Below are 23,883 nucleotides of genomic sequence, written 5' to 3' on the forward strand. Positions count from 1 at the left end.
CCCATGCCGCCGTCAAACCGCGCAAGGAGCTTCCGGATCATGGACGAGGTCTGCAACAGGCTGGCACCGGTGGCGCCGGCACCTCCACCCGCCGGGGTGGTGGTCGCCCACGACCGCCGGTTCGCGACGCTGGTCCGCGAGACCGCCACGCTGCGCCGGATCATGGGCGGGCTCTTGTGGGCGGAGGGGCCGGCGTGGTTCGCCGACGGCGGCTTCCTGCTGTGCAGCGACATCCCGAACAACCGCATCCTGCGCTGGATCGACGGCGTCGGGGCAAGCCTGTACCGCGCGCCCTCGCACTACGCCAACGGCAACACCCGCGACCGCCAGGGTCGCCTCGTCACCTGCGAGCACGAATCGCGCAGCGTCACCCGGACCGAGCCGGATGGCCGCGTGACCGTGCTCGCCGCCGCCCATGAGGGCCGGCGGCTGAACTCGCCCAACGACGTGGTGGTGTCGGGCGACGGTGCGGTCTGGTTCACCGACCCCAGCTACGGGATCATGAGCGACTACGAGGGCAGCCGGGCGGAACCGGAATTGGCGGGCCGCTACGTCTTCCGCATCGACCCCGGCAGCGGCGCGCTGCGGGTGGTGGCCGACGACTTCCTGCAACCCAACGGCCTCGCCTTCTCCCCGGACGAGCGCACGCTGTACGTCGCCGACAGCGGCGCGTCGGACGATCCCGCCGCACCGCGCCACATCCGGGCCTTCGACGTGGCCGACGGGCGTTTGACCAACGGACGGGTGTTCGCACGGATCGAGGAGGGCGTGCCCGACGGCATCCGGGTCGATGGAGACGGAAATCTGTGGTCGAGCGCCGCCGACGGCGTCCATTGCTTCGCCCCGGACGGCACCCCGCTGGGCATGGTCCGCGTGCCGGAAACGGTGTCGAACCTGACCTTCGGCGGACCGCGGCGCAACGTGCTCTACATCACGGCCACCACGGGCGTCTACGCCATCGCCACCGGCATCCGGGGCGCCCAGGCACCGTGACGGCGGCGGTGCCGGCGGACAGCGCGGCCGCACCACCGTGACGCCGAAGGCGCTCTTCAGGAAGCAGCGCCTTCAGCCTTCAGCTCGTCCAGCAGCTTCTGCCGGTCCAGCGCGTCGTCGGGAGAGGTCGGATCATTGCCGGAGCATCAACTCTCCCGGATCGCCTAGCTTACTGCAGACCGCCGAGGTAGGTCTTGGGGAAGAGCATGTGCACGCCCTTGTTGATGTCGACGAGCTGCGTCACGTGCAGGTCGGCGACCAGGCTGCACATCATGTAGGCCTCGTTCCGGGTGAGACGGGAGCGCTCGCAGACCAGCCGCACCATCTCGCGCACCGCCTGGCGGGCCGCCTCGTCGAGGTCGACATTGAGCCCGATCGACATCAGGTGGCTGGGCGTCTCGGCGAAGGGCTGGGTGATCCGCATGTCCTTGCGCACGGTCAGGCGGAAGGTGCCGTTGAGCGCCGTCTCCAGCGCGGTGATGCAGACTTCGCCGTGGCCCTGGCAGCCGTGCCCGTCGCCGGCGGAGAACAGCGCCCCCTCGTTGAAGACCGGCAGGTAGAGCGTGGTGCCCGGGCGCAGGTCCTTGTTGTCCATGTTGCCGCCGAAGGCGCGCGGCTCGGGCGAGCCGACCCGCCCCCATTCCTTGGGCGGGGCGACGCCGAGGATGCCGAAGAAGGGATCGAGCGGCACCGCGGTGCCCCAGGGCAGCACCCCCACCCGCCGCGCGCGGTCCACCATGATGTGGATGCGCTCGTAGTCCGTGAACTCCTCCGGCAGCGTGCCGAGCAGCGGCAGGATGGCGCAGAAGCCCCAGTCCTGGCGCAGTTCGACGTCCAGGATGTCGACCTGCAGGACGTCGCCGGGCATGGCGCCCTTCACGTGGATCGGGCCGGTGACCATGTGCGGCCCGACCGGACCGACCACCACCTTGGAACCGTCGCCCCCGGGGGTCAGCGTCTCGATGGCGGCGCGGTGGTCGGGGGTGACCAGCGACGCGTCGGGCGGCAGGTCCTCCGGGAAGCAGGCGGGCAGCGTGTGGATCTTCACCACCGCGCCGGACTCCACCGTCATCACCGGCGGCGTGTCGGCGTCGAAATAGCCCCAGAACACATTCTCGGGGGTGGCGAGCAACTCATGCATGGATGAATCTCCGGGTCCACGGGTGTGGGGTCAGACGGAAACGAAGGATTTGATGCGGTCGTGGTCCATCTCGGCCGAGGCGCCGCTCTCGATCACGGCGCCGCGGGACAGCACGACGTAGCGATCGGAAATGCTGCGGGCGAAGTCGAGGTACTGCTCGACCAGCAGGATGGCGATGCGCTGCTTGAGCGAGGCGATCACCTCCTCGATGCGTTGGACGATGGACGGCTGGATGCCCTCCGTCGGCTCGTCGAGGATGAGCAGCGACGGCCGCGTGGCCAGCGCCCGGGCGATGCTGAGCTGCTGCTGCTGCCCGCCCGAGAGGTCGCCGCCGCGGCGGTTGCGCATCTCCCCCAGCACGGGGAACAGCGCCACCACCTCCTCGAAGGCGGCATCGACGTCGGACCGGGCCGCCCCGGTGGCGCGCGCCGCGATCTCGACGTTCTGGCGGACGGTCAGGTTGGTGAAGATCTCCCGCCCCTGTGGCACATAACCGAGGCCGGTGCGGATGCGCCGGTGAGGCGGCAGCCCGGCGAGCTCAACCATGCCGTAGCGGATGCTGCCGGAGCTGGCCGGCAGCAGTCCCATCAGGCAGCGCAGCAGCGTCGTCTTGCCCGCACCGTTGCGGCCCAGCACCGCCAGGCACTGGCGCTCCGCCATGGCGAAGGAGACGTTGCGCAGGATGTGGCTGCTGCCGTAGTGCTGGTTGAGGGCGTCGACGGTCAGGGTCATGGCGGTCAGGGTCATGGCGGTCCCTCCTTCTCAGCGGCCGAGGTAGACGTCGCGGACGCGGGCGTCCGCCTGGACGCGCGCCATCGAACCCTCGACCAGCGTGCGCCCCTCGTGCAGCACGGTGACCACGTCGGCGATGCGCTCGACGAAGGACATGTCGTGCTCGATGACGACGATGGCGCGGTCGGGCGCGCGCAGCGACAGCACCAGCTCGGCGGTGCGGTCGGTCTCGCTGTCGCTCATGCCGGCGACCGGTTCGTCGAGCAGCAGCACCCGCGGCTCCTGGAGCAGCAGCATGCCGATCTCCAGCCACTGCTTCTCGCCGTGGGAGAGCACGCCGGCCCGCCGGGCGCCCATGCCGGCCATGCCGATGCGCTCCAGCATGGCCTCGGCGCGCGCCTCCTCCGCCGCGCCCAGGCGGTGGCCCATCTCGGCGAAGATCGAGCGGCCGGGCGCGCGGAGTGCCAGGCGCAGGTTGTCGCGCACGCTGAGCGCCTCGAAGACGCTGGGCTTCTGGAACTTGCGGCCGACGCCGGCGAGCGCGATCTGCGGCTCCGACATGGCGAGCAGGTCGAGCCCGCCGTCGAGCAGCACGGTGCCGGTGTCGGGCCGCGTCTTGCCGGTGACGATGTCGAGCAGCGTCGTCTTGCCGGCCCCGTTGGGGCCGATGATGGCGCGGATTTCGCCGCGGTTGACCAGCAGCGACAGGTTGTCGATGGCGCGCAGCGAGCCGAAGCGGACCGACAGCCCGTCGACGTAGAGGGCGGGACCGTCCGTCATGCCCGGCCCTCCCCGCCGGCGGCGCGCCGCCGCAGCCGGGCCAGGGCGCCGCCGGCGTCGAGGAAGCCGTTGGGCAGGGTGATGACCACCACCAGCACCAGGGCCGACAGCACGAAGGGCCACAGCACCGGGATCCAGGCGGTCAGCAGGAACTTCAGCGTGGTGATGACGACGGCGCCGAGGAAGGCGCCGACCAGCGTGCCGCGCCCGCCGATCGCCACCCACACGGCGATCTCCAGCGACAGCTCGGGCGACAGGACCCGCGGGTTGACGATGCCGACCTGTGGCACGTAAAGGGCGCCGGCGACCGCCGCCAGCACCGCCGAAAGGCACCACACCGCCAGCTTGATCCACAGCGTGTCGTAGCCGAGGAAGCGCAGCCGCGCCTCGTCGTCGCGCACCGCCACCAGCATGTGGCCGAAGCGCGAGCGCACCAGCCGGTCGAGCCCGAACAACGCCGCCGCGGCCGCCAGCAGGGACAGCGCGCAGAGCACGGCCACCGTGCCGCGCTCCGACAGCGGCTGGCCGGCGATGTGGGTGAAGCCGGTCATTCCGTTGTTGCCGCCGAAGCCGGTGTCGTTCCGGAAGAACAGCAGCATCGCCACATAGACGAGCGCCTGGGTGATGATCGCGAAATAGACCCCGGTCACCCGCGAGCGGAAGGACACCAGCCCGAACAGGAAGGCCACCAGCGCCGGCAGCAGCAGGATCAGCGCGGCGCTGTAGCCCAGCATGTCCATGCCCGCGTAGTAGACGGGAAGCTCCGTCCAGCCCATGAAGAGCATGAAGTCGGGCGGCGTGCCGCTGGTGTGGAAGGCGACGGTCACCAGATGCATGGCGATGAGATAGCCGCCGATGGCGAAATAGAGCCCGTGCCCCAGGCTGAGGATGCCGGCGTAGCCCCAGATCAGGTCGAGCGCCACCGCCAGCAGGCCGTAGACCGCCGCCTGACCCACCAGGTTCATCAGGTAGACCGAGGGTCCGGCATCGGTCCGCCCGGCGACGACGACCGCGACCGCGGCGGCGGCGAGGACGGCGGCCACCGGCCCGGCCAGCCCCTGCGGCACGGCAAAGCCGCGGCGCCGGACGATGGTGGGAGCGAGAGCGTTCATCGGCGCCCTTTCACGGAGAAGATGCCTTCGGGACGGAACTGGATGAACAGGATGATCATCAGCAGCACGATCACCTTGGCCGCCACCGCGCCGTAGAGCGGCTCGATGACGATGTTGATCTGACCGATGCCGAGTGCGGCGATCAGCGTCCCGGCGAGGTTGCCGACGCCGCCCAGCACCACGACCAGGAAGGAATCGACGATGAAGTTCGTGCCCATCGTCGGATTGACGTTGTAGATCGGCGTCAGCGCCAGCCCGGCGAGCCCGGCCAGCCCGGAGCCGACGCCGAAGCTCAGCAGATCGATGCGGCGGGTGGAGACGCCGACGCATTCCGCCATGTCGCGGTTCTCGGTCACCGCCCGCACGAAGAGGCCGAGCGGCGTGCGGTGCAGCACCAGCAGCGCCAGCGCCAGTATGCCGACCGCGAAGGCGATGGCGAACAGCCGGTTCCAGGTCACCATGAAGTCGGCCACCACCCGCGTGCCGCCGGCGAGGAAGGCCGGGGTGACGAACTCCAGGTTCTGGGTGCCGAACAGCACCTGCACCAGGTTGACCAGGAACAGGCTGATCGCCCAGGTCGCCAGCAGCGTCATCAGCGGCCGGCGGTAGAGGTGGCGGATCACCGTGGCCTCCATCGCCATGCCCACCGCCGCCGCCGCGGCGAAGGCGACGGGGACCGCCAGCAGCAGGTACCAGTCGAGCAGCGCCGGGGCCAGGGCGCGCAACGCCTCCTGCACCAGCCAGGTCGCATAGGCGCCGATCATGATCAGCTCGCCCTGGGCGAGGTTGATCACTCCCATCAGCCCGAAGATCACCGCCAGCCCCAGCGCCGCCATGAACAGGATGCTGGCGTAGCTGAGCCCGCTGAACAGCACCGCCCCCACCTCGCCCACCCGCAGCCAGGTGTCGATGTGGGCCATGGCGGTATCGAGCGCCGCGCGCACCGCCGGGTCGGCGGCATAGTCCGGCCGCGCCGCCAGCGCGGCCAGCAGGGTACGGTTGCGGGCGGTGGGATCGCCGGCGATGGTGGCGATCGCCGACACCCGCGCGTCTGCCGACGGCGCCTCCAGCGACTGCAGCGCGCGCACCAGCAGCAGCCGGTCGCGCAGGTCGGGCGCCGGCTGGCGCTCCACCAGGGCGGCCAGCGCCGTTTCCGGCACGATGGCGTACTGCTTCTCCAGTACCGCCACCTGCGCCGAAGCCGCCGCCCCTCCCGGCTCGGCGAACAGGGCGAGCGCGGCGGTCGCCACCTCGACCCAGGCGCGGGTGCGCAGGTTGACGAAGGGGGCGTTCGGCAGCCGGTCCGGCGCCACCGCCTCCCGCCCGGTCACCGGGTCGCGCAGGACGGCGCCGTCGCGCAGCAAGCGCGGGCCGGCGGGGGCGCACAGCAGCCGCTTGCCGTCAAGCGCGGCGACGATCCGGGCCCCCCAGGCCGCCTCCTCCCGTCCGGCGGCGACCGCCGTCAGCAGCGCGCCGATGGCCTGCGCCATCGGCTCGGACTTCGCTTCGCACAGGTGCCGCACCACCGCATCACGCCCGTAGGACTCGTCGGCACGGGCCGGGGCGGCCAGCAGCGCCGCGAGCGCCAGCAGCGCGTGGGCGAGTTGGCGCCAGGGCGGCGGGCGGTGACGTGGACGTTCGCTCATGTCGCTCCGACGGACGGCAGCGGGAAGCCGGAGCCCCGCCGCCGTCCGCTCCCAGGTCTAGCGTAGGGGGTCAGGCGTAGGGGCTGAAGGGCACCGGCTTCGGCGCGCCGTCCGACTGCCAGAGGATGTCGAAGGCCTGCTGGTCGTTGACCGAGCCGATGAAGACACCGCGCGAGACGTAGGTGTTCTCCGCCGACATGCCGATCTTGTAGCCCGACGGGCAGTCGAAGGTGAGCCCGGCGAAGGCCGCCCGCACCGCGTCGGTGTCGGTGGTGCCGGCCTTCTGGCAGGCCGCCGCCCACAGGTGCACGCCGTCGTAGGTCGACACCATCGGGTCGATGACCACGTTGTTGCGGAAGGGCAGCCGGTTGGTGTCGACGTAGCTCTTCCACGCCGCCTTGAAGCGGTCGTTGTGCGGCGAGCTGGCGTTCTGCAGATAGGCCCAGCAGTTCAGGTGCCCGACCATGGGGGCGGTGTCGAGCCCCTCCAGGTCGGCTTCCAGCACGTCGAGGCCGAGCACCGGGATGTCGGTGGCGCGGATGCCCTGGCTGATGATCTCCTTGAAGAAGGCGGGGATGGAGTCGCCCACCACCGTGAGCACGATGATCGGCTGGCCGCCCGGCTCGCTGGCGAACTTGCGGATGTCGTTGACGATGGTCTGGAAGTTGGAGAAGCCGAAGGGCACGTACTGCTCGCGCCAGCTCGTCTCCTTGAAGCCCTTGGAGGTCCAGTAGCCCTTGCAGATCTTGTTGATGGTCCGCGGCCACACGTAGTCGGAGCCCAGCATGTAGAAGCGCTTGGCCTTGCCGCCGTCGTCGCTCATCAGGTACTCCAGCGCCGGCAGCACCGAGCTGGCCGGGGGGGAGTTGAGGTAGACGACGTTCTTGGAGTTCTCCTCGCCCTCGAAGTGGAGGGGGTAGAAGAGCAGCCCGTTGTTCTGCTCGACCACCGGCAGCACCGACTTGCGCGACACCGAGGTCCAGCAGCCGAACAGGCTGGCCACCTTCTCCTGGAGCAGGAGCTGGCGGCCGAGCTGGGCGTAGAGCGGCCAGTCCGACGCCGGGTCGGTGACCGTCACCTCGACCGGTCGGCCGAGCACGCCGCCCTTGGCGTTGATCTCCTGCGCCGCCATCCGGCAGACGTGGCTCAACCGCCCCTCGATGTTTGCCATGGTCCCGGATGAGGAGAACAGGCAGCCGATCTTGACCGGCTCAGCCGCCGCCGCGCTGCGGATGATCGCCGGCATGCTGAGCGCGCCGCCCACCGCGGCCGCCGTCTTCAGCAACGTCCTGCGCCCGATCGCTGACGTGATGCGCATCATGGATGACCTCGCTTCTTGCCAATGTCCCGCGCCGACCTTATCAGCAAGCCTCGTGCCATATTTCTTACAGAGTGTAAGAATATTTAAACCACTGATTTTGAATAGTTTCTTATTCCTCATGGAAAATGGCCGCGCATGTCCACCCTGGCGCCGCCGGCGCCGGGACGCCCAAAATTCATGCAAGCGCATGCCCGATGGACAATCCGCCCACATCGTGACCATTGTTCCGGCGCGATCCGGCAGCGCCTTGACAGGCCGGGACAGTCGGCTCAGCCTTGCGCCACCCACCCGTCCTTATGATTCCGTGTCTGCGATGCCGTCGGCGACCGTTTCCCCGAATTCCCAGCAGATACGGCACCTCAACCGCTCCCGCATTCTTTCGGAGATCCGCCGCCTGCCGGGCGTCTCGCGCAGCCAGCTCGCCAAGCGAACCGGCCTGACGGAGGCGTCGCTGTCGCGCATCGCCCGCGACCTGATCGCCGACGGGCTGGTCATGGAGATGGAGCCGCCCGCCGCCCGGCCGGCGCGCGGCCGTCCCAACGTCGGGCTGTGGCTGCGCGACGACGGCGTCTATGTCCTGTGCGTGGCGCTGACCGCCTATGAACACAAGTTCTCGGTGGTCGGCTCGACCGGGCAGCGGGTGCTGGAGGGGTCCATTCCCGGCCTGCCGGGCGCCACCGCGGACGAGGTGGTGGCCTACCTGCGCCAGCAGGTGGAGGCGGTGCAGAAGCGGCCGGACGTCAAGGCGGACCGGCTGGGCGGGGTGGCGGTCTCGATCTCGGGCGATGTCGACGCCCGGCGGCGCTCGGCGGTGAGCGTGCCGGGCATCGGCTGGCACGACCGCCCACTGGGCGCGCTGGTGGAGGACGCGCTGCACGTGCCGGTGCGCCTGCAGAGCGTGTCCAACGCGCTCCATATCGCCGAGGCCCGTTACGGCGAGGGGCGGATCACGCCGCACAGCCTGCTGCTGCACGCCGGGCTCGGCATCAGCGCCAGCCTGATGAGCAACGGCCTGCTTACGGTGGGGGCCGAGCACGAGAGCGGCATCGAGGGCATCCTGGTCGGCGGCGTGGGCGGCGAGCCGTCGCGCCTGACCGACGTGGCCTCCGGCCGGGCGATCCTGCGCCAGCTGGGGCACCCCGGCGGCATCGACGGATCGCCAACCGCCGACGTCGGCCTGCACCTGGGCCTGCCGCACGCCATCCGCCAGGCCAACGCCGGCGATCCCAACGCGGTGGCGGTCTTTGCCGAGGCCGGCCATCAGCTTGCCCGATGCTTTCTCAGCGTGGTGGCGCTGGTGCATCCCGAGCAGATCATCCTGGCCGGCCCGCTGGCGGCGGCCCGCCCGTTCGTGGAGGCCATCCAGCGGGCGCTCGAGGCGTTCACCGGGCCGAGCCAGATCCCGGTGCCCGCCTTCATCGTCAGCCGCATCAGCTACCTGCGGGCCACCGAGCTGATGGGGCTGGACGCCTTCCTGTTCGCCCAGACGGTCGACGGCCGCGCCGGCCGGCCGGCCGCCGGGACCGGGGAGTGGTCGGGCGAGGAAGCGGCGGCGCTCGGGTAAAGGGAACGTGGGCGGCGGTGTTCAATGCCAATAAAGTTTGCGCATAGGGGCTGGCTAATTCTTTGTAATAACATAATAATGTCGGTGTGTGAAAAGTCGGATGTATGAAGTTTACGCCTGATTGCTGAACTTGGCGCCAAGCTGGAGCTGCATCTGTACAAAATTATCTGCACCCAGCCGTCGCACCTGTCCCTTACATCTCTCGCTTGCCACCTGCTTGTAGCCGCAGAGGTTGTCGGTGGACAGGAGCCCGCCTTCCCTTGACTTTGGCCATTCATGCTGGATGGCTTCGCGCTCGGGCTGCGTTGCAGACACCCTGCTTCACCGGGCCGGTCGAGGGCAGGATCAACCGGCTGAGAGACCGTTGAGGACCTGGAGGTGTCACGCGGCTCGGTGATGTGGAGGTCGAGCGAACGGCTCGGCAGCATGGACATCGGCGTCGAGTGTACCGTTCATCGCTGGGGTCCTCACAGTCAGCACAAGGTGCGCACCGCGGGATGACCAGCGCATCTGCTGGCCCGCCGCCACCCGTTTCCTGATCGGCACTGGCCTACCAGACCTACGGGCCGCTGCTCGGCGTCCGCCTTGACAACACCGCTCGTCTCACCGAAGGCTTCGACCTCGTCCGGTTCCGCCCCATCGCGCTGGCGGTGGAAGAACGGCTGCCGCCTCTGCTGGACACCCTGCGCGCGGTGAAGTCGGACGTCCGGTCGGTCAGCGCACCTACTCCGACTTGGCGATCCTCACGGCGCTGATGCTGCGCGCGGTGTACCGCTTGGGGAGTTGTTGAAGGAAACGCCTCCACTGCCAGAGCCGGTATCGCTGCTCTATCCGAGAAGCTGGTAGCTGTCTCCGCGTGCGCGCGTCTTTATGGATTGGGCGGCGCGTCAGTTCAGCGGCAGGGATCGGCCTGCGCCGAAGCTGGCCGCCAACTAGAGGCTCCGGGCGACATCCTCGCAAAACGAGATGAAGGCGCGGACCTTGGCCGGCGGATGCTGACGCGAGGGATGATAGGCATAAAGCGGGAAGCGCTCGCCATGCCAGTCGGGAAAGAGATCGATCAAGTCGCCGGCAGCCAGCCGCACACCGACACCCCAGCCGATGACCTGGGCGATGCCGGTCCCGGCAAGGCATTCCTCCAGCATGGATTTTGGGTCGGTGAACGTGAGAGGTCCCGTGGTCGGCACATCGATCTTCTCGTTCCCGTGGATGAACTCCCACTCGAAGGGGCGGCCTGATGCCGGATCGAGAAACTGCAGGCAGCGATGCCGGGCAAGTTCGGAGGGATGCCCCGGCCGGCCGAAACGCTCGAGATAGGCCGGGGACGCGAGCGTGAGGATCGGCGCCTCGATCAGTTTGCGTGAGATGAGCGTTGCGCCGCGCGGCTGGCCGAAGCGGATCGCGAGATCGATGCCGTCCGCGACGAGATCGCCGATATAGTCGCGTGTCAGGAACTCCACTATCAGATCGGGATAGCGCTCGCAAAACCCCCCGAGCCGCCCGGCGAGCACCAGCGGCAGAAAGAAGGGGTCGATGTCAACCCGCAGGCGCCCTCGCACGGCGGAGGCTGCTCCGGATACTGCCACGGCAGCGTCTTCAATTGCGTCGAGATGGGGCTTGGCCTCCTCGTAGAAGCGGTGGCCCTCGTCAGTCAGCGCGACCGAGCGGGTCGTGCGATCGAGCAGGCGCACGCCCAGACGAGCCTCCAACCGGCTGATCGAGCGACTGACGCCGGAATCGGTAATGCCGATCAACTCAGCCGCTTTGACGAAGCTGCCGCCCTCGACCACGGCCGCCAGCACGCTGACGCCGGACAGGATTCTTCCATCGAACGCCATGCGGACCAACACTCCAATACATCAACGTCTGATTTTTTGTCAGGAATGATCTGACACAATCGCACTTAATTCAAGGATGGAGGCGCGCGATATCGCTTGGGAGCCCAAGGTCGAAATTAAGAAAGGATTGGATCATGAGCACGCAAGGCCATACCCGCACCCTCTTCAGCGGCGGCACGATCATCACGATGGACAAGGCCGTCGCCACACCGCCGGTCGGCGACGTGCTGGTGGAGAACGGGCGGATCGCCGCCATCGGCGCGAATCTTCAGGTGGCGGATGCCGAGGTCATTGACGCCCGCGGCGGCATCGTCATGCCCGGCCTCGTCGATGCGCACCACCACATGTGGCTCGGCGTGATGCGCCGCATGATGCCGAACGTCGACGATCTCTTTGCCTATATCCACGTCGTCGTCGAGAAGCTGGGCTCCCATTATCGCCCGCTCGACATGTATCTCAGCACCAAGCTGACGGCGCTTGCCTGCCTTGATGCCGGCATCACCACGGTTATCGACGCCTGCCATTCGTCACGTAGTTCCGCGCACACTGATGCGGCGCTCGACGCGCTCGACGACAGCGGCATCCGGGCCCTGCATATGGTGGGTGCCGCGATGGACAAGCGGGCCTCGTCCGCACACATTCCTGGCGATCTGAAACGTCTGGCCGACAACTGGAACCATGGCGAAGGGCTGGTGCGGGTCGGCCTGTTCGGCCAGCTCAATGTCGACTGGTGGCGCACGGCGCGGGCGCTCGACATGCGCATTCTTACCGAGTTCATCGGCGATCTGGCAAAGCTTGGGCCGGAGTTCGATGAGCCAGGCCTGCTCGGGCCTCACAACATCTTCAACCACTGCACGCGCGTGCCGGAAGAAACCTGGAAGCGTCTCGCCGCCGCTGGCGTGAACGTGACGATCAATCCACGCTCGGATGCGCTGTTCGGCTTCGACGACGAAAGTTTTGCCTATCAGCAGGCGATCGACCATGGCCTGACGCCGGCGCTCGGTATCGATCTCGACACAGCCTTCGGCAGCGACCTGTTCGGCGAGATGCACGCACTGTTCGGCCAGCAGCGCTCGGCTATGCGCTATCGCCGGTTCCGCGGCGAGGAGAGCGTACCGGCGCCGATCTCGGTCCAGGCGGTGCTCGATGCCGCGACCGTCAACGGCGCCCGCGCCGCGGGCCTTCAGGACCGCATCGGCTCGCTCGTGGTCGGCCGGGAGGCGGACCTCATCATGGTGCGTACCGACGGTGTCGCAGTCTTCCCGGTCACCGACGCAGTAGGGACCGTCGTCCAGGCGGTGGAACGCTCAAATGTCGACATTGTCATGGTCTCGGGCGAGATCCGCAAGCGCGGCGGCAGGCTGATCGGCGTCGATCTGCCGAAGCTGCAGACTGAGGTGAATGGCTCGCTCGACTATCTGCTCGAGGTCAGCGGCTATCGGCCGGAAGGGTCCAGCGCGCGCACGAAGGCGGCCGCCTGAACTGCCATGGACGCCGCCACGCGACAGAGGCGGCGCCTTCAAATCCCAACTCGTCTCACGAAGGCTGTCATGTCAGCACTCGCCGTCAATGGTGCGGGTCAGCCCACCGCCGCACCGCAATTCCTCACCCGTCCCGCGCCGGGCATCATCGCCGCGCTCTTCTGCGGCTATCTCGCCGTCGGACTGCCGCTGCCGGTGATCCCGCTCTTTGTCCATGATAAGCTCGGCTTCAGCACGCTCGTCGTCGGTCTGGTGATCGGGATCCAGTTTCTGGCGACCGTGCTGACGCGAGGCTATGCAGGCCGTCTCACCGACCAGCATGGCGGCAAGCGCTCGGCGCTGCAGGGCGCGGCGGTCAGCGCGCTCGCAGGCCTGCTCTATTTCGTTGCGGCGATGCCCGGTCTTTCTCCCACAGCCAGCCTTGCGATCGCCGTCGTGGGCCGGCTTGCGGCCGGTCTCGGCGAGAGCCAATTCGTCACCGGCTGCGTGTCCTGGTCGATCGCCTCGGTGGGGCCCGGGCGCGCCGGCATGTCGATGTCCTGGACCGGCATCGCCATGTTCGCCGCGCTCGCCATCGGCGCACCGATCGGCATGCTGCTCTACCAGAGCTATGGCCTCGAGGTTGCGATGATCGCCTGCATCGTCGCGCCGCTTGTGGCCGCCGCCGTCGCGATACGCGAGATCTCTTACGCCACGCCCGCCGGTCCCCGGCTGCCCTTTTACAGGGTCATCGGCCAGATCTGGCGTGAGGGGCTTGGCCTGATGCTGCAGGGCGTCGGCCTCTTGGGCCTGACGGCCTTCTCCTCGCTCTATTTCGCGGCGCGACACTGGGACAATGCCGGTCTCGTCATGACCGCCTTCGGCATCGGCTTCATCTTCGTGCGGGGCGTCCTCGGACATCTGCCCGACCGGATGAGCGGCTATCGCGTCGCGCTGTGGTCGCTGGTGATCGAAGCTGTCGGCCAAGCGATGATCTGGTTCGCCCCTAATGACGTGATGGCGCTTGCCGGCGCGCTGGTCACCGGGCTCGGCTGCGCGCTCATTTTCCCGTCCCTCGGCGTCGAAGCGCTGAAGCGCGTGCTGCCGGCCAATCGCGGCAGCGCCATGGGCGCCTTCGTCGCCTTCCTCGACATCGCCTACGGCTTCTCGGGGCCGGTTGCGGGCGTCATTGCCGGGCGGTTCGGCTACGCCGCCGTCTACCTCTTCGGCGCGGGCTGCGCATTGGCAGGTGCGACGTTGGTCGTCACAGCCCGCAGTCCGCAATCCTGAAACACTCCCGAAAGGAGAAAACTCGTGTCACGCATTTTCATTTCCGGCTCTTCTGCGGGCCTCGGGCTGATGGCCGCGGAATTGCTTGTCGAGAAAGGTCACGAGGTCGTCCTCCATGCCCGCAATAGCGATCGGGCGAAGAACGCCCGCAAGGCACTGCCGGAAGCCGATGCGATCGTCACGGGTGACGTCGCGACCATCGCCGGTGCCCAGGACATAGCCGCGCAGGTCAATGCCCTCGGCAAGTTCGACGCGATCATCCACAATGCCGCCGTCGGCTACCGCGAGGCGCACCGCGTGACCGCCGATGGCCTGCCGCATGTCTTTGCGATCAACACGCTATCCGCCTACATCCTGACGGCACTGATCGAGTGCCCGAAGCGGCTCGTCTATCTGTCGTCGGCGATGCACCATCACGCCGACGCCAATCTCGACGACATCCTGTGGAAGAAGCGGCGCTGGAACGGCTCGGAAGCATATGCCGAGAGCAAGCTGCACGTTGCCATGCTGGCCTTCGCCGTCGCACGCCGTTGGCCGGACGTCTTCTCCAACTCTCTCGAGCCGGGCTGGGTACCTACAAAGATGGGCGGCCCTAGCGCTCCCGATGACATGGAGCAATCGCATCTGACGCAAGCTTGGCTCGCGGCCGGCGATGATCCCAAGGCCGACGTGACGGGCAAGTATTTCTACCACATGGAGCGCAGGGAGCCGAATCCGCAGGCGCTCGATCCGAACTTGCAGGATCGCTTGATCGAGATCTGCGCCGGGATTTCGGGCGTGGCGCTGCCCAAGGCGTAAGAAGGACGATTCCCATGAAACTCAAGAACCGCTCCTGATCCCCCGACCGCCCGTTGCCCAGGGGGGCCCACAACCAAAAGCATGGCTGGGTTTTCGAAGCCGATGGTGGTTGGTTTTTCGAGTCCGATTGACACTCTACAAGGCCGAGGTGATCCATCGGCGTGGGCCATGGCGCTCCTTCGAGGCCATCGATTACGCCACCCTGGAATGGGTTGATTGGTTCAACCACCGGCGGATCCTGGGACCCATCGGCAACATCCCGCCAGCCGAAGCCGAGGCACGTTTCCACACCATGACGGACACACCGGCATTGGTCGCCTGACTCAAACCAAACTGCCTCCGACAATCCCGGCGCGCTTCATGGGGCTGCGTGGGGCAGGGAACTGGACGACGGTCCCAACATTCGCGATACCGCGGCGCAGGATATTGATAACCCCAACTCATGTAGACGTTACCACCGCGTCAGAGACGCCTCATCGGCAGTTGATGATTCGGACTCTCGAAAAGTTTCAACCTCCGTTGATGCCGGTGCGGTTCAGTGCCGTTTCTAACCGCGGCTGAGAGCGCACGCGCAATTCGCCCGATCGGATGCGTGCCATCACACCGCCAACGACTTCTTCGACAACATGATCGAGGTCAGACCGCGTGGCGCCATCACGCGCCTGGACCGACAGTCCCTGCAGGACGGTGACCAGGAAACGCGCAAGCGGGACGGCGGCGGCGTCATCGAGCCAGCGCTTGAGCGCGCCGGTGATCGTGGCGTGCATTCCGCGCCGCCGGTCCGCCACGTCGGACGCGAGTTCCGCGTGCTCGCGCGCGCACTGGATCATGCCGGTCGAGACCATGCATCCGCCTTCTCCGCGAGGGTCGGTGACCGCGTCAACGGCGTTGCGCAAAAGGCGCGACACCGTGCCTTCGAGCGTTTCGTCGGCATCCAGATCGCTCAGCGCACCCGGAAGGCCACCATAGTGGTCGAGCGCTTCGCGATAGAGCCCCGCCTTGCTGCCGAAGGCGGCGTAGAGGCTGGGCGGCGCGATCCCGATGGCGTTCGTAAGGTCGTTGATGGAAACCCCTTCGTAGCCGTGCCGCCAGAACAGCCGCATGGCGGTCCGGATCGCCTGATCCCGGTCGAAGGTCCGCGGGCCGCGGCGGCGTGATGGAGGATGTGTGTCCATAGCGATCACTACAAACCGCTTGACAGCGGAACGCAAGCGCGTAGTTTGTAGCGATCACTACAGACAAGGACCATCATGTCGGATCCGTCATCCCGGACCGCCCGGTCGGGCGATCACTTCACGGTGTCCACGCCCGACGGGCTGACGCTCGCCGCCACCACGCACGGCCCGACCTCCGGACCGGAAATCCTGCTGGTCCATGGACTTGGGCAGAGCCGGCTGAGCTGGTCGCGCCAGACCGCCGGCACGCTCGCGGAGACCTGCCGGATCGTCAGCTACGACCTGCGCGGGCACGGCGATTCATCGAAGCCGGACGACGTCGCCGCCTATGCCGACCCCGCGCTGTGGGCGGCGGACCTGCACGCCGTCATCGAGGCTGCGGGCCTTTCCCGGCCCATCATCGTGGGATGGTCGCTCGGCGGGCTCGTCGCCGGCCATTACCTCAAGCGCTACGGACTGGATCGGATCGCCGGCCTCAACCTGGTCGGCGCCGTGACCAGGCTGGCGCCCGAGCTTCTGGGACAGGCGGCACTCGCCCATGTCGAAGCGCTGTCGTCCGCCGACTTCGCCGAGCGCGCCGACGCCATCGCGAGCTTCCTTGCCGCCTGCTTCGCCGTGCCACCGCCGGACGCGGATTTCCGGCGCATGCTGGTCTTCAACGGCATGGTGCCGCGGGCGGTGCAGTTGGCCGTGCCGACGCTCGACGACGACGGGCTCGACGATGTCTGGGCGACGGTGCCCCGCCTGCTGGTCACCTGGGGCGACGAGGAACGCCACACGCGGTTCGAAATGTCGCAGCGCGTCCTGGATCTCAATCCGGCGGCCCGCATGTCGGTCTTCGAGGGCGCCGCGCACGTGCCCTTCTACGAGCGCCCCGAGCGCTTCAACCGCGAACTCGCGGCCTTCGCGCACGCCTGACCGGGACAGCCAGGACACACCCGCATGACTCCCATCACCCACCCCGCGGCATCGCCCGCCTTCTATCCCGGTTTCCGGCGTCTAGACGCGGAAGCCGCGGGCGTCCGGTTCGCGGGCGTCGTCGGGGGCGAGGGGCCGCCGGTGCTGCTTCTGCACGGCTACCCGCAGACGCACATCGCCTGGCGCAAGGTCGCCCCCGACCTCGCGCGGTCCCACACCCTCGTGATCCCCGACCTGCCGGGCTACGGCGGCAGCCGGCCGGACACCATGCAGCCGCGCTGGACCAAGAGGCGGGTCGCGGCCTCCCTCGTCGCCCTGATGCAGAGCCTGGGGCACCAGCGCTTCGCGGTGGTCGGGCACGACCGCGGCGCCCGGGTCGGCTATCGGCTGGTGCTGGATCATCCCGATGCGGTGGTGGCCTTCTCCTCGCTGACGGTGGTGCCGACGGCGGACGCCCTGTCGGGGGTCGATCACCGCTTCTCGCGGAAGAACTTCCACTGGTTCTTCCTCGCACAGGACGCCGATCTTCCCGAGCGTCTGCTCGCCGCCGCGCCGGACGCGTTCATCGATCGCGCCCTGGCCTCGATGGCGGGCGGGCTGGAGCGGGTCGAGCCCGCGGCGCTCGACGTCTACCGTGCGGCCTTCCGCGATCCGGCCGTCCGCCATGCGATCTGCGAGGACTACCGCGCGGCGCTGACCGAGGACTTGGCGCTGGACACGGCGGACCGGGCGGCGGGCCGCAAGCTCGCCTGTCCGGTCCAGGTCCTCTGGCCCGCCGCGGAGGAGAGGCCGGACCCGGTCACGGTCTGGTCGGGCTGGGCCGACGACGTGACGGGCATGCCGACCAGCGGCGGCCACCTGCAGCCGGAGGACGCGCCCGACGAGGTCCTTGCCGCGTTGCGGCCTTTCCTGGGGACCCATGCACGAGGGCGTGCCCCGGCTTGACCGACGCCCGCCCCGGTCAGCCGGGGCGCAGGCGCCGCATCGACTCCGTAAGGTCGTCGATCGGATCGGGGGAAATCACCTCCAGGATCGCGGTGCCGGCAAAGGCCAACTCGTCCAGGGTCGCCAGGACGGCCTTGAAATCCACGGTCCCGCTCCCGACCCGGTCGTGGCGCCACGCCTTGCGGGTGCCATCGGACAGGTGGACTTGCCCGAGGCGGGACGCTGCGCTGCGCAGCGCGTCCGCCTGTGTCTCCCCGACGAATTCCGCGTTGGCGACGTCATAGGCGATGAGCAGCCGCGGATCCGCGATGCCGTCCATGAAGGCGAGCATCCCGGGCGTGGTCGGGATCGGCGTCAGCGGGTGGAGCTCGACGAGGAGGTGCTGGCCGGTGTCCTCCGTCATCCGCAGCAGCCGCTCCAGGCTGTCGCGCAGCCAGCCCAGCGTGTCGGCCGGCTTCGGCGGAAGCAGGGTGGACACGCGGCCCGGCACCACGACCACGTTGTGCACGCCCAGATCCGCGGCGAGCCGGAAGGTCTCCCGGTACAGCCGCACGGAGAAGTCGCGCACCTCGGCGACGCAGCTCGCCAGATTGACGTCCAGGGCCGGCAGGTTCAGGGAGTCGATGCGCAGTCCTTCGTCCGAAAGGCCGCGGGCGAGGTCGGCGCGGGCGGAGGGGGACAGCTCGTCGTACCAGAGATGCCCGGGTGCCAGAATGACGTCGAAGTCGTTCAGGCCCAGGGTCTGCATGGCGCGCAGAGCCGGCAGCAGCGGCCGGTCCCACATGAAGGAGAAGGTGCTGCCGCCCAGCGGCCGGTGGTGGGTCGTCATGCGTCCGCCTTTCCCGTCAGGAACGCGACCATCAGGTCGAGTTGCGCGTCGAACATGTCGATGCCGGTCTGGACCGTGGCGCCAGCGGCGTGGGCGCGGACCAGAAGTGGTGTGATCTCCGGCGCGGTGACCACGTCGCCGACGTGCATGCCGGCCGACAGCCCGGCGGCGTCCACCGGCAGCGGGTCCTCCGGCCGCATCCCTGCCGGGGTCGCGTTCACGACGATGTCGAACCCCGACGGATCGGCCGAGCCGGCGCGGGCCGCCGCGAATCCCTCCCGGCGCAGCTCGGCGACCAGGGCATCCCGGCGCCCGGCGTCGCTGTCGTGGATGGCGAGATCCGCCGGGCCGGCTCCCGCGAGCGCCAGAGCGATGGCACGGCCCGCACCCCCGGCCCCGACGTGCAGGATCCGGCGTCCGGCGGCGTCCTGCCCCGCCCGGCGCATGGCACGCAGGAAGCTCACGCCGTCGAGCATGTCGCCATGCCATGCGCCGTCGGCCCCGCGCCGCATCAGGTTGACCGCACCGAGGAAGCGGGCGCGCTCGCTGGCCGTGGCGCAATGGCGGTGCGCGGCGAACTTGTGCGGCACGGTCGCGATGATGCCATCGAGGTTCCGAACCGGCCCCAACGCGGTGATCAGGGCGTCCACGTCGTCGGCCGTGACGTGCACCGGGACGACGATGATGTCATGGCCGCGCTCGCGCAACGCGGCTGTCAGCCGGCCGGGGGCCTTCACCTGGGCGATCGGATCGCCGACGATGACGATGACGCGGGTGGCGCCGCTCAGTTCGATGGTCATGCGGGTCCTCCCGGCGGGGCAGGGCAGGGGCCGGCGGGCGCCAACCGGAAATCGTAGGAGAGCTCGACGTAAGCCTCCGGCACGACGCGGCCGTCCGGGGCGGTGCCGGGCGGGTGATCGACCAGATCGACGATGATCGAGTCCTTCACCCCGAACACGACATCGGAATCGAGGTAGGGGTCGCCGGCGATGAACAGATGCGTCACCAGCGGTTCGAAGCCGGCGGCGGTGACGATGAAATGGACGTGCGCCGGGCGGTAGGGGTGGCGTCCCTGTGCCGCCAGCATGGCACCGACGGTGCCGTCATGCGGAATCGGGTAGCTGGACGGGCGCACCGACCAGAACCGGAAACGCCCTTCGGCGTCGGTCAACAGGCGACCCCGACCGGCCCGCGCTTCCGGCGCGTGCTGCACATCGTAGAAGCCGCCCTCGTCGGCGTGCCAGACGTCGAGCACCGCTCCGCGGAGCGGACGTCCGTCGGTGCCGGCGACCATGCCGCGGACCAGCATCGGCGTGCCCGTCATGCCGCCGGAGATATCGGCGCCGTCCGCGAACTCCCGTGGGCCTTCGACGTAGAACGGGCCGAGCACGGTGGTCTCGGTCGCTCCGGCGGGCTTGCGGTGGTTGATCGCGTCGACCAGCATGGACACGCCAAGCGCATCCGACAGCAGGATGAACTCCTGCCGTGTCTGCGTGCAGAGGTGGCCGGTCCTGGTCAGGAAGCCGATCGCGGCGCTCCATTCCTCCTGCGTCGGCTCGATCTCCCGCACGAAGGCGTGCAGATGCCGGACCAGCGCCTCGCTGATGTGGCGGACGCGCGGGTCCGGCGTGGCCTGGAGCCGTTGCAGGACGGCCCCGGTGATGGTCGTTTCGCTGAAATTGCGCATGGAATGTTCCCCCGCCGTCAGTCGATCATGGGTGGGGCGCCGGCCCAGGCCCGGGCCAGGAGGGCATGCAGGGAGTCGCGATCGACGGCCCGCGGGTTCCAATAGGGCGATCGCACCGCCAGTTCGGCCGCCCGCTCGATCCCGGCTTCCGGCATGCCGAGATCGCGCAGCGCGGTCGGCGCGCCGAGGCGGCGGGCGAGGGCCTGCATCGCCGTCCCGGCATCGGCTGTCCCCATCAGCGCGCCGACACGGCCGATTGCCGATGCCGCCGCGCGGGCGTTGTAGGCGACGACGTGCGGCAGCACGACGGTGTGGGTCTCGGCGTGCGGCAGGTCGAAGGTCCCGCCCAGCACATGGCACAACTTGTGATGCAGGGCCATGCCGGCCGAACCCAGGCAGATCCCGCACAGCCACGCGCCGTACAGCGCGTCGGACCGCGCGGCGGCATCGGTCGGATTGCCGACGATGGCCGGCAGTGCCCGCAGCAGCGCGGCGATGCCCTCTTCCGCCATCATCGTGACGATGGGGTTGCCGTCCCGTGCGTACAGCGCCTCGACCGCATGGGCGATGGCGTTCATGCCCGAGGTCACCGACATCGGCACCGGCAGGCTGAGGGTGAGATCGACGTCGTACAGCACGGTGCCGGGCAGCAGGCCGGGCTCGCGCTGGGTCGTCTTGATGCCGTCCCGGGTCTGACCGAGTATGGGTGTCATCTCCGACCCGGCGTAGGTCGTCGGCACGGCTATGTGGGGCAGGCCGGTGCGCAGGACGATCGCCTTGCCCAGGCCGATGGACGAACCACCGCCCAGCGACACCAGCCCGTCGGCTCCCAGGCCCGTGGCGTGTTCGACAGCCCGCGCGGTCACCTCCACGGGCGTGTGCATGACCGCACCGGCGCACACGCCGGCCGCCCGGTTGCCGAGCCGGGCGGCCAGATCCCGTGCCTCGCGCTCCTGCTGGGCCGTCGACAGCACGAGCACGCGCCGCAGGCCGAGCCGGTCCACCTCCTCGGGCAGCCGGGCCAGGGTGCCGGTCCCGAACACCACGCGTGACGGCGTGCCCTGATAGACGAAGCCAGGGATCATTCCGCGGCCTCCAGCAACGGGTGACCCTCGAGCCAGGACCGGCCCCGCGCGTACAGCGCCTCGACCGCCGGACCGTCGAGGCCGGGCATGTCGGCCTTGACGACGTAGCCGATGGAGGTCTGCAGATAGGCGAGGTGCCGGTATCCCTCGGGAAACCGGGCGAGCAGCGCCGCGTCCAGCGTCAGCCGCGCGTCCGGGTCCACCGGGTCCAGACGGTCCTTCTCGTAGATCGGCTGGCGCAGCACCATGCCCCACCGGCCGTCGCGCTTCTCGAAGAAGTCGTAGAAGCGGCCGGTGCACACCACGTCGCAGACCACGTCGTGCACCGCGGCACGCTGCGAGATGGTCATCTTGGTCTGGGCCACCGCCCGCGGCCCGGCGATGTCGATCGACGAGCCCCCCAGGAAGTGGAGGATGCGCACGCCGCGCTCCCAGCCCTTCCGGTTGACGCTGATGAACTCGTCGAATCCGCCCTGGAACCAGGTGGCCATCATCCGTCCTTCGGGGTGCCAGACGGTGCGGAAGCGGTCCCATTCGCCGGCGTCGCGCCACACGGCCCAGTTTTCGATCAGGTCGCGCAACGCCAAATGGTCGGGCGTGCTGCCGCTTTGTGCGGAATCGGTCATGTCGGGGGTCTCCTTCGGTGCGGGATCGCGGCCGGGGACAAGGGATGACGGGATGTGCGGATCAGGCATTGGGTACCGGCGCCGCTTCGGCGATGAGGCCGCGGTGCTTCAGGGCAGCCCACACAGCCGGCGGGATCGGCCGGCGCAGATGCGCCATGTTGTCGGCGAGCTCCTGCGGGGACTGGATGCCGATGACGACGCTGCCCACGGCCGGATGGCCGTAGGGGAACTGGAGCGCCACGGCGGCCAGCGGCACGTCGTGTTCCCGGCACACCTCCTCCATGGCGGAGACGCGGGCCAGCACGTCGGGTGGCGCCTCGGCGTACATGTAGCGCGCGCCCGGCACCGCGCCGGTCGCCAGCACCCCGGTGTTGAAGGGCGAGGCGAGCAGGACGGCAATGCCGTACCGGTGGCAGTGGTCGAGCAGAGGCAGGGAATCCTGGTGCAGCAGCGTGTAGTCGCCGGCGAGCATGAATCCGTCGAAGGGCGCCGCCTCCGCCAGCCTCAGGCAGGTGCGCCAGTCCATCACGCCGGCGCCGATCCCGCGCACGGCACCGGCCGCCCGCAGGTCGTCGATGGCGCGATAGCCCTCGTCGATCGCCTGGGCGAACAGCGCCTCGAAGCGGTCGCCGTGGTACTTCGGCTCGATGTCGTGCAGCATGGCGATGTCGATGGTGTCGAGTTGCAGGCGCTCCAGGCTGCCCTCGATCGACCGGCGGATGCCGTCGTAGGAATAGTCGACGCGGATTTCACCCTCGACCACGCTGCGGCCGGCCTTGGTGGTGAGGGTGAAGTCGCCACGCGGTCGCCCGGCCAATGCCCGGCCGTAGCGGATCTCGCTCGTGCCGCCGGCGTACAGGGCCGCGGTGTCGAAGTAGCGCAGCCCGGCGTTCCAGCAGGCGTCGACCATGGCGGCGACGCCGTCGTCGCCGGCGGCGCTGAACAGGCTGCCGCCGCCGATGCCGAGGCGGGAGACCGAAGCCGGTCCGGCCGGTCGGCGCTCCGTTGGTTCAATCATGGTTGGAAATCCTCGTGTCGGAGGGAATGTTGGTGCGGAAGCGTCGCAAGGAAGCGACGGACCGCGGCGCCGGCTAGCCTGCCCTGCTCGTGGAGCGGCAATCCGGCCAGCCGTGTGCCGGGGGCTTCGAGGCTGAGCGGGATGCCCGTGGGCAGCCGCTCCAGCAGCGCATCGACCGGCAGCTCTCCCTCGCCCGGCAGCCGGCGGGCGCCGCGTGCCTCGCGCCGCAGGCCCTCCACGTCGGGCGGCGCCTGCCGTGGCGCGTCGCAGAGTTGCATGTAGGAAAACAGGTTCGGGTCGAAGGCCGACAGCGCTTCCGGCGATCCGCCCGACCGGAAGAACTGCAGCGTGTCGATCAGGACACCCGCGTCGGTGCCGCTGTCGCGGATGAGCGACAGCGCCGCGTCGGCCGTCGGGATCGTGCTGTAAGTGATGAACTCGACCATCACGCGCATCCCGCAGGAGCCCGCGAGCGCGCACAGCGCCGCCAGGTTCGCGACCAGGCGTGGGCGGTCGGAATCGAAGCCGACGACGAGCACGAAGCGCGCTCCGAGCCGGGCGCCGGTCTCGACGGCCGGGCGCAGGGCCTGCACGTCGGTGTCGGGAGCCAACCAGATCGCCTCGATGTCCAGAAGGCGGACGCCGGTGTCGCGGAGCCGGCGTTCGACCGCACGGACCGCCGTCGCATCGCCGACGATCGGCACCAGCGGATCGCCGGGGCGTGGTGCCACGAGCCGGATTCCGCAGTGATCAAACCCGCCGGCCGCGGCGGCCTCCACCAGATCGGCCGGATGGGCGTCGATCATCGTGAGGTGATGAAGAGACAAGGGGGGCATGTCCCACGTCCAGGAGGTGGTTTCGGTACGACGGGGGGAGGGCCCGCCAGCGAACCGCGGCGGGCGACAGCGTGCGCGAGCAATCGTAC

The 23,883-nt window shown here is 69.0% G+C and carries 23 protein-coding genes and 2 pseudogenes; 9 read left to right on the plus strand and 16 right to left on the minus strand.

Annotated features, from left to right (window positions below; all coding sequences use genetic code 11):
* The first annotated feature begins 39 nt into the window (after window positions 1-39).
* Complete coding sequence (locus HL658_RS17900; protein ID WP_180284996.1) at window positions 40-993, plus strand: SMP-30/gluconolactonase/LRE family protein; 954 nt, start codon at window positions 40-42, stop codon at window positions 991-993.
* Window positions 994-1,162: 169 nt separating this feature from the next.
* Here HL658_RS17900 and HL658_RS17905 read toward each other — a convergent pair whose 3' ends face one another.
* The 6 genes from HL658_RS17905 to HL658_RS17930 all read right to left on the minus strand — a co-directional run bounded on the left by HL658_RS17905 (window position 1,163) and on the right by HL658_RS17930 (window position 7,725).
* Window positions 1,163-2,134, minus strand: a complete 972-nt coding sequence (locus HL658_RS17905; RefSeq protein WP_180284995.1) for an acetamidase/formamidase family protein — start codon at window positions 2,132-2,134, stop codon at window positions 1,163-1,165.
* 30 nt (window positions 2,135-2,164) lie between these two features.
* Complete coding sequence (gene urtE / locus HL658_RS17910) at window positions 2,165-2,881, minus strand: urea ABC transporter ATP-binding subunit UrtE (protein ID WP_246337674.1); 717 nt, start codon at window positions 2,879-2,881, stop codon at window positions 2,165-2,167.
* Window positions 2,882-2,896: 15 nt separating this feature from the next.
* The gene (gene urtD, locus HL658_RS17915) at window positions 2,897-3,646 is read right to left on the minus strand and encodes an urea ABC transporter ATP-binding protein UrtD (protein WP_180284994.1); all 750 of its coding nucleotides are present in this window, start codon (window positions 3,644-3,646) and stop codon (window positions 2,897-2,899) included.
* Window positions 3,643-4,758: an urea ABC transporter permease subunit UrtC gene (gene urtC / locus HL658_RS17920; protein WP_180284993.1), complete on the minus strand. Its 1,116-nt coding sequence runs from the start codon at window positions 4,756-4,758 to the stop codon at window positions 3,643-3,645. The genes urtD and urtC overlap by 4 nt, the downstream gene beginning before the upstream one ends.
* Complete coding sequence (gene urtB, locus HL658_RS17925) at window positions 4,755-6,404, minus strand: urea ABC transporter permease subunit UrtB (protein WP_180284992.1); 1,650 nt, start codon at window positions 6,402-6,404, stop codon at window positions 4,755-4,757. Before urtB ends, urtC begins: the two co-directional genes overlap by 4 nt.
* Window positions 6,405-6,474: 70 nt before the next feature.
* A complete protein-coding gene (locus tag HL658_RS17930) occupies window positions 6,475-7,725 on the minus strand; it encodes an urea ABC transporter substrate-binding protein (RefSeq protein ID WP_180284991.1) in 1,251 nt (416 codons plus the stop codon).
* Window positions 7,726-8,038: 313 nt separating this feature from the next.
* Between HL658_RS17930 and HL658_RS17935 the strand changes: the two genes are divergently transcribed.
* Window positions 8,039-9,289, plus strand: coding sequence for an ROK family transcriptional regulator (locus HL658_RS17935; protein ID WP_180284990.1), 1,251 nt, complete (start codon window positions 8,039-8,041; stop codon window positions 9,287-9,289).
* A gap of 381 nt (window positions 9,290-9,670) precedes the next feature.
* Here the strand turns inward: HL658_RS17935 and HL658_RS37165 are convergent.
* A pseudogene (locus HL658_RS37165) lies at window positions 9,671-9,862 on the minus strand (ISKra4-like element ISAzba1 family transposase); the annotation flags it as partial.
* Between HL658_RS37165 and HL658_RS38205 the strand changes: the two are divergent.
* On the plus strand, window positions 9,859-10,044 hold the full coding sequence (locus tag HL658_RS38205) for a hypothetical protein (protein ID WP_425485348.1): 186 nt from the start codon (window positions 9,859-9,861) through the stop codon (window positions 10,042-10,044). The pseudogene HL658_RS37165 and the gene HL658_RS38205 overlap by 4 nt on opposite strands.
* A 177-nt stretch (window positions 10,045-10,221) precedes the next feature.
* On the opposite strand, the gene HL658_RS17945 is transcribed toward HL658_RS38205, so the two are convergent.
* Window positions 10,222-11,127, minus strand: a complete 906-nt coding sequence (locus HL658_RS17945) for a LysR family transcriptional regulator (RefSeq protein ID WP_180284989.1) — start codon at window positions 11,125-11,127, stop codon at window positions 10,222-10,224.
* A 134-nt stretch (window positions 11,128-11,261) separates the two neighbouring features.
* On the opposite strand from HL658_RS17945, the gene HL658_RS17950 reads away from it, so the two are divergent.
* The 4 genes and pseudogenes from HL658_RS17950 to HL658_RS17965 form a co-directional block, all read left to right on the plus strand.
* Window positions 11,262-12,608: an amidohydrolase family protein gene (locus HL658_RS17950; protein WP_180284988.1), complete on the plus strand. Its 1,347-nt coding sequence runs from the start codon at window positions 11,262-11,264 to the stop codon at window positions 12,606-12,608.
* A 69-nt stretch (window positions 12,609-12,677) separates the two neighbouring features.
* Entirely contained in the window at window positions 12,678-13,877 is a 1,200-nt protein-coding gene (locus HL658_RS17955; RefSeq protein ID WP_180284987.1) for an arabinose transporter, read from the plus strand.
* Between the two features lie 24 nt (window positions 13,878-13,901).
* Window positions 13,902-14,675 carry an SDR family NAD(P)-dependent oxidoreductase gene (locus HL658_RS17960; RefSeq protein ID WP_180284986.1) on the plus strand — a complete coding sequence of 258 codons (774 nt, stop codon included), beginning with the start codon at window positions 13,902-13,904 and terminating at the stop codon, window positions 14,673-14,675.
* Window positions 14,676-14,808: 133 nt separating this feature from the next.
* A pseudogene (locus tag HL658_RS17965) lies at window positions 14,809-14,997 on the plus strand (IS3 family transposase); the annotation flags it as partial.
* Window positions 14,998-15,184: 187 nt separating this feature from the next.
* On the opposite strand, the gene HL658_RS17970 reads toward HL658_RS17965, so the two are convergent.
* Window positions 15,185-15,778 carry a TetR/AcrR family transcriptional regulator gene (locus HL658_RS17970; RefSeq protein WP_180284985.1) on the minus strand — a complete coding sequence of 198 codons (594 nt, stop codon included), beginning with the start codon at window positions 15,776-15,778 and terminating at the stop codon, window positions 15,185-15,187.
* A 147-nt stretch (window positions 15,779-15,925) separates the two neighbouring features.
* Here HL658_RS17970 and HL658_RS17975 point away from each other — a divergent pair, with 147 nt between their 5' ends.
* On the plus strand, window positions 15,926-16,768 hold the full coding sequence (locus HL658_RS17975; RefSeq protein WP_180284984.1) for an alpha/beta fold hydrolase: 843 nt from the start codon (window positions 15,926-15,928) through the stop codon (window positions 16,766-16,768).
* Between the two features lie 24 nt (window positions 16,769-16,792).
* The gene (locus HL658_RS17980) at window positions 16,793-17,713 is read left to right on the plus strand and encodes an alpha/beta fold hydrolase (RefSeq protein WP_180284983.1); all 921 of its coding nucleotides are present in this window, start codon (window positions 16,793-16,795) and stop codon (window positions 17,711-17,713) included.
* Between the two features lie 16 nt (window positions 17,714-17,729).
* On the opposite strand, the gene HL658_RS17985 is transcribed toward HL658_RS17980, so the two are convergent.
* The 7 genes from HL658_RS17985 to HL658_RS18015 all read right to left on the minus strand — a co-directional run bounded on the left by HL658_RS17985 (window position 17,730) and on the right by HL658_RS18015 (window position 23,794).
* On the minus strand, window positions 17,730-18,542 hold the full coding sequence (locus tag HL658_RS17985) for a sugar phosphate isomerase/epimerase family protein (RefSeq protein ID WP_180284982.1): 813 nt from the start codon (window positions 18,540-18,542) through the stop codon (window positions 17,730-17,732).
* A complete protein-coding gene (locus HL658_RS17990; RefSeq protein ID WP_180284981.1) occupies window positions 18,539-19,342 on the minus strand; it encodes a shikimate dehydrogenase family protein in 804 nt (267 codons plus the stop codon). The genes HL658_RS17985 and HL658_RS17990 overlap by 4 nt, the downstream gene beginning before the upstream one ends.
* Complete coding sequence (locus HL658_RS17995; protein WP_180284980.1) at window positions 19,339-20,229, minus strand: intradiol ring-cleavage dioxygenase; 891 nt, start codon at window positions 20,227-20,229, stop codon at window positions 19,339-19,341. Before HL658_RS17995 ends, HL658_RS17990 begins: the two co-directional genes overlap by 4 nt.
* A 17-nt stretch (window positions 20,230-20,246) precedes the next feature.
* Complete coding sequence (locus tag HL658_RS18000; protein ID WP_180284979.1) at window positions 20,247-21,314, minus strand: maleylacetate reductase; 1,068 nt, start codon at window positions 21,312-21,314, stop codon at window positions 20,247-20,249.
* Window positions 21,311-21,940, minus strand: a complete 630-nt coding sequence (locus HL658_RS18005; RefSeq protein ID WP_180284978.1) for a nuclear transport factor 2 family protein — start codon at window positions 21,938-21,940, stop codon at window positions 21,311-21,313. The genes HL658_RS18000 and HL658_RS18005 overlap by 4 nt, the downstream gene beginning before the upstream one ends.
* A 61-nt stretch (window positions 21,941-22,001) precedes the next feature.
* Window positions 22,002-22,958 (minus strand): aldo/keto reductase, encoded by a 957-nt coding sequence (locus tag HL658_RS18010; protein ID WP_180284977.1) that lies wholly within the window; start codon window positions 22,956-22,958, stop codon window positions 22,002-22,004.
* The gene (locus tag HL658_RS18015; RefSeq protein ID WP_180284976.1) at window positions 22,955-23,794 is read right to left on the minus strand and encodes a sugar phosphate isomerase/epimerase family protein; all 840 of its coding nucleotides are present in this window, start codon (window positions 23,792-23,794) and stop codon (window positions 22,955-22,957) included. The genes HL658_RS18010 and HL658_RS18015 overlap by 4 nt, the downstream gene beginning before the upstream one ends.
* Window positions 23,795-23,883 lie beyond the last annotated feature (89 nt).

Source organism: Azospirillum oleiclasticum (assembly GCF_013423485.1).
GTDB lineage: Bacteria > Pseudomonadota > Alphaproteobacteria > Azospirillales > Azospirillaceae > Azospirillum > Azospirillum oleiclasticum.

Coding starts and splice junctions, on each gene's coding strand:
- HL658_RS17945 (WP_180284989.1), bottom strand. CDS start 11,127: ATGGCGTTCGATGGAAGAATCCTGTCCGGCGTCAGCGTGCTGGCGGCC.
- HL658_RS17955 (WP_180284987.1), top strand. CDS start 12,678: ATGTCAGCACTCGCCGTCAATGGTGCGGGTCAGCCCACCGCCGCACCG.
- HL658_RS18005 (WP_180284978.1), bottom strand. CDS start 21,940: ATGACCGATTCCGCACAAAGCGGCAGCACGCCCGACCATTTGGCGTTG.
- HL658_RS17995 (WP_180284980.1), bottom strand. CDS start 20,229: ATGCGCAATTTCAGCGAAACGACCATCACCGGGGCCGTCCTGCAACGG.
- urtD (WP_180284994.1), bottom strand. CDS start 3,646: ATGACGGACGGTCCCGCCCTCTACGTCGACGGGCTGTCGGTCCGCTTC.
- HL658_RS17970 (WP_180284985.1), bottom strand. CDS start 15,778: ATGCGGCTGTTCTGGCGGCACGGCTACGAAGGGGTTTCCATCAACGAC.
- HL658_RS17900 (WP_180284996.1), top strand. CDS start 40: ATGGACGAGGTCTGCAACAGGCTGGCACCGGTGGCGCCGGCACCTCCA.
- HL658_RS17935 (WP_180284990.1), top strand. CDS start 8,039: ATGCCGTCGGCGACCGTTTCCCCGAATTCCCAGCAGATACGGCACCTC.
- HL658_RS17905 (WP_180284995.1), bottom strand. CDS start 2,134: ATGCATGAGTTGCTCGCCACCCCCGAGAATGTGTTCTGGGGCTATTTC.
- HL658_RS18015 (WP_180284976.1), bottom strand. CDS start 23,794: ATGCCCCCCTTGTCTCTTCATCACCTCACGATGATCGACGCCCATCCG.
- HL658_RS17980 (WP_180284983.1), top strand. CDS start 16,793: ATGACTCCCATCACCCACCCCGCGGCATCGCCCGCCTTCTATCCCGGT.
- HL658_RS17985 (WP_180284982.1), bottom strand. CDS start 18,542: ATGACGACCCACCACCGGCCGCTGGGCGGCAGCACCTTCTCCTTCATG.
- HL658_RS17975 (WP_180284984.1), top strand. CDS start 15,926: ATGTCGGATCCGTCATCCCGGACCGCCCGGTCGGGCGATCACTTCACG.
- HL658_RS18010 (WP_180284977.1), bottom strand. CDS start 22,958: ATGATTGAACCAACGGAGCGCCGACCGGCCGGACCGGCTTCGGTCTCC.
- HL658_RS18000 (WP_180284979.1), bottom strand. CDS start 21,314: ATGATCCCTGGCTTCGTCTATCAGGGCACGCCGTCACGCGTGGTGTTC.
- HL658_RS17930 (WP_180284991.1), bottom strand. CDS start 7,725: ATGATGCGCATCACGTCAGCGATCGGGCGCAGGACGTTGCTGAAGACG.
- urtE (WP_246337674.1), bottom strand. CDS start 2,881: ATGACCCTGACCGCCATGACCCTGACCGTCGACGCCCTCAACCAGCAC.
- HL658_RS17950 (WP_180284988.1), top strand. CDS start 11,262: ATGAGCACGCAAGGCCATACCCGCACCCTCTTCAGCGGCGGCACGATC.
- urtB (WP_180284992.1), bottom strand. CDS start 6,404: ATGAGCGAACGTCCACGTCACCGCCCGCCGCCCTGGCGCCAACTCGCC.
- HL658_RS17990 (WP_180284981.1), bottom strand. CDS start 19,342: ATGACCATCGAACTGAGCGGCGCCACCCGCGTCATCGTCATCGTCGGC.
- urtC (WP_180284993.1), bottom strand. CDS start 4,758: ATGAACGCTCTCGCTCCCACCATCGTCCGGCGCCGCGGCTTTGCCGTG.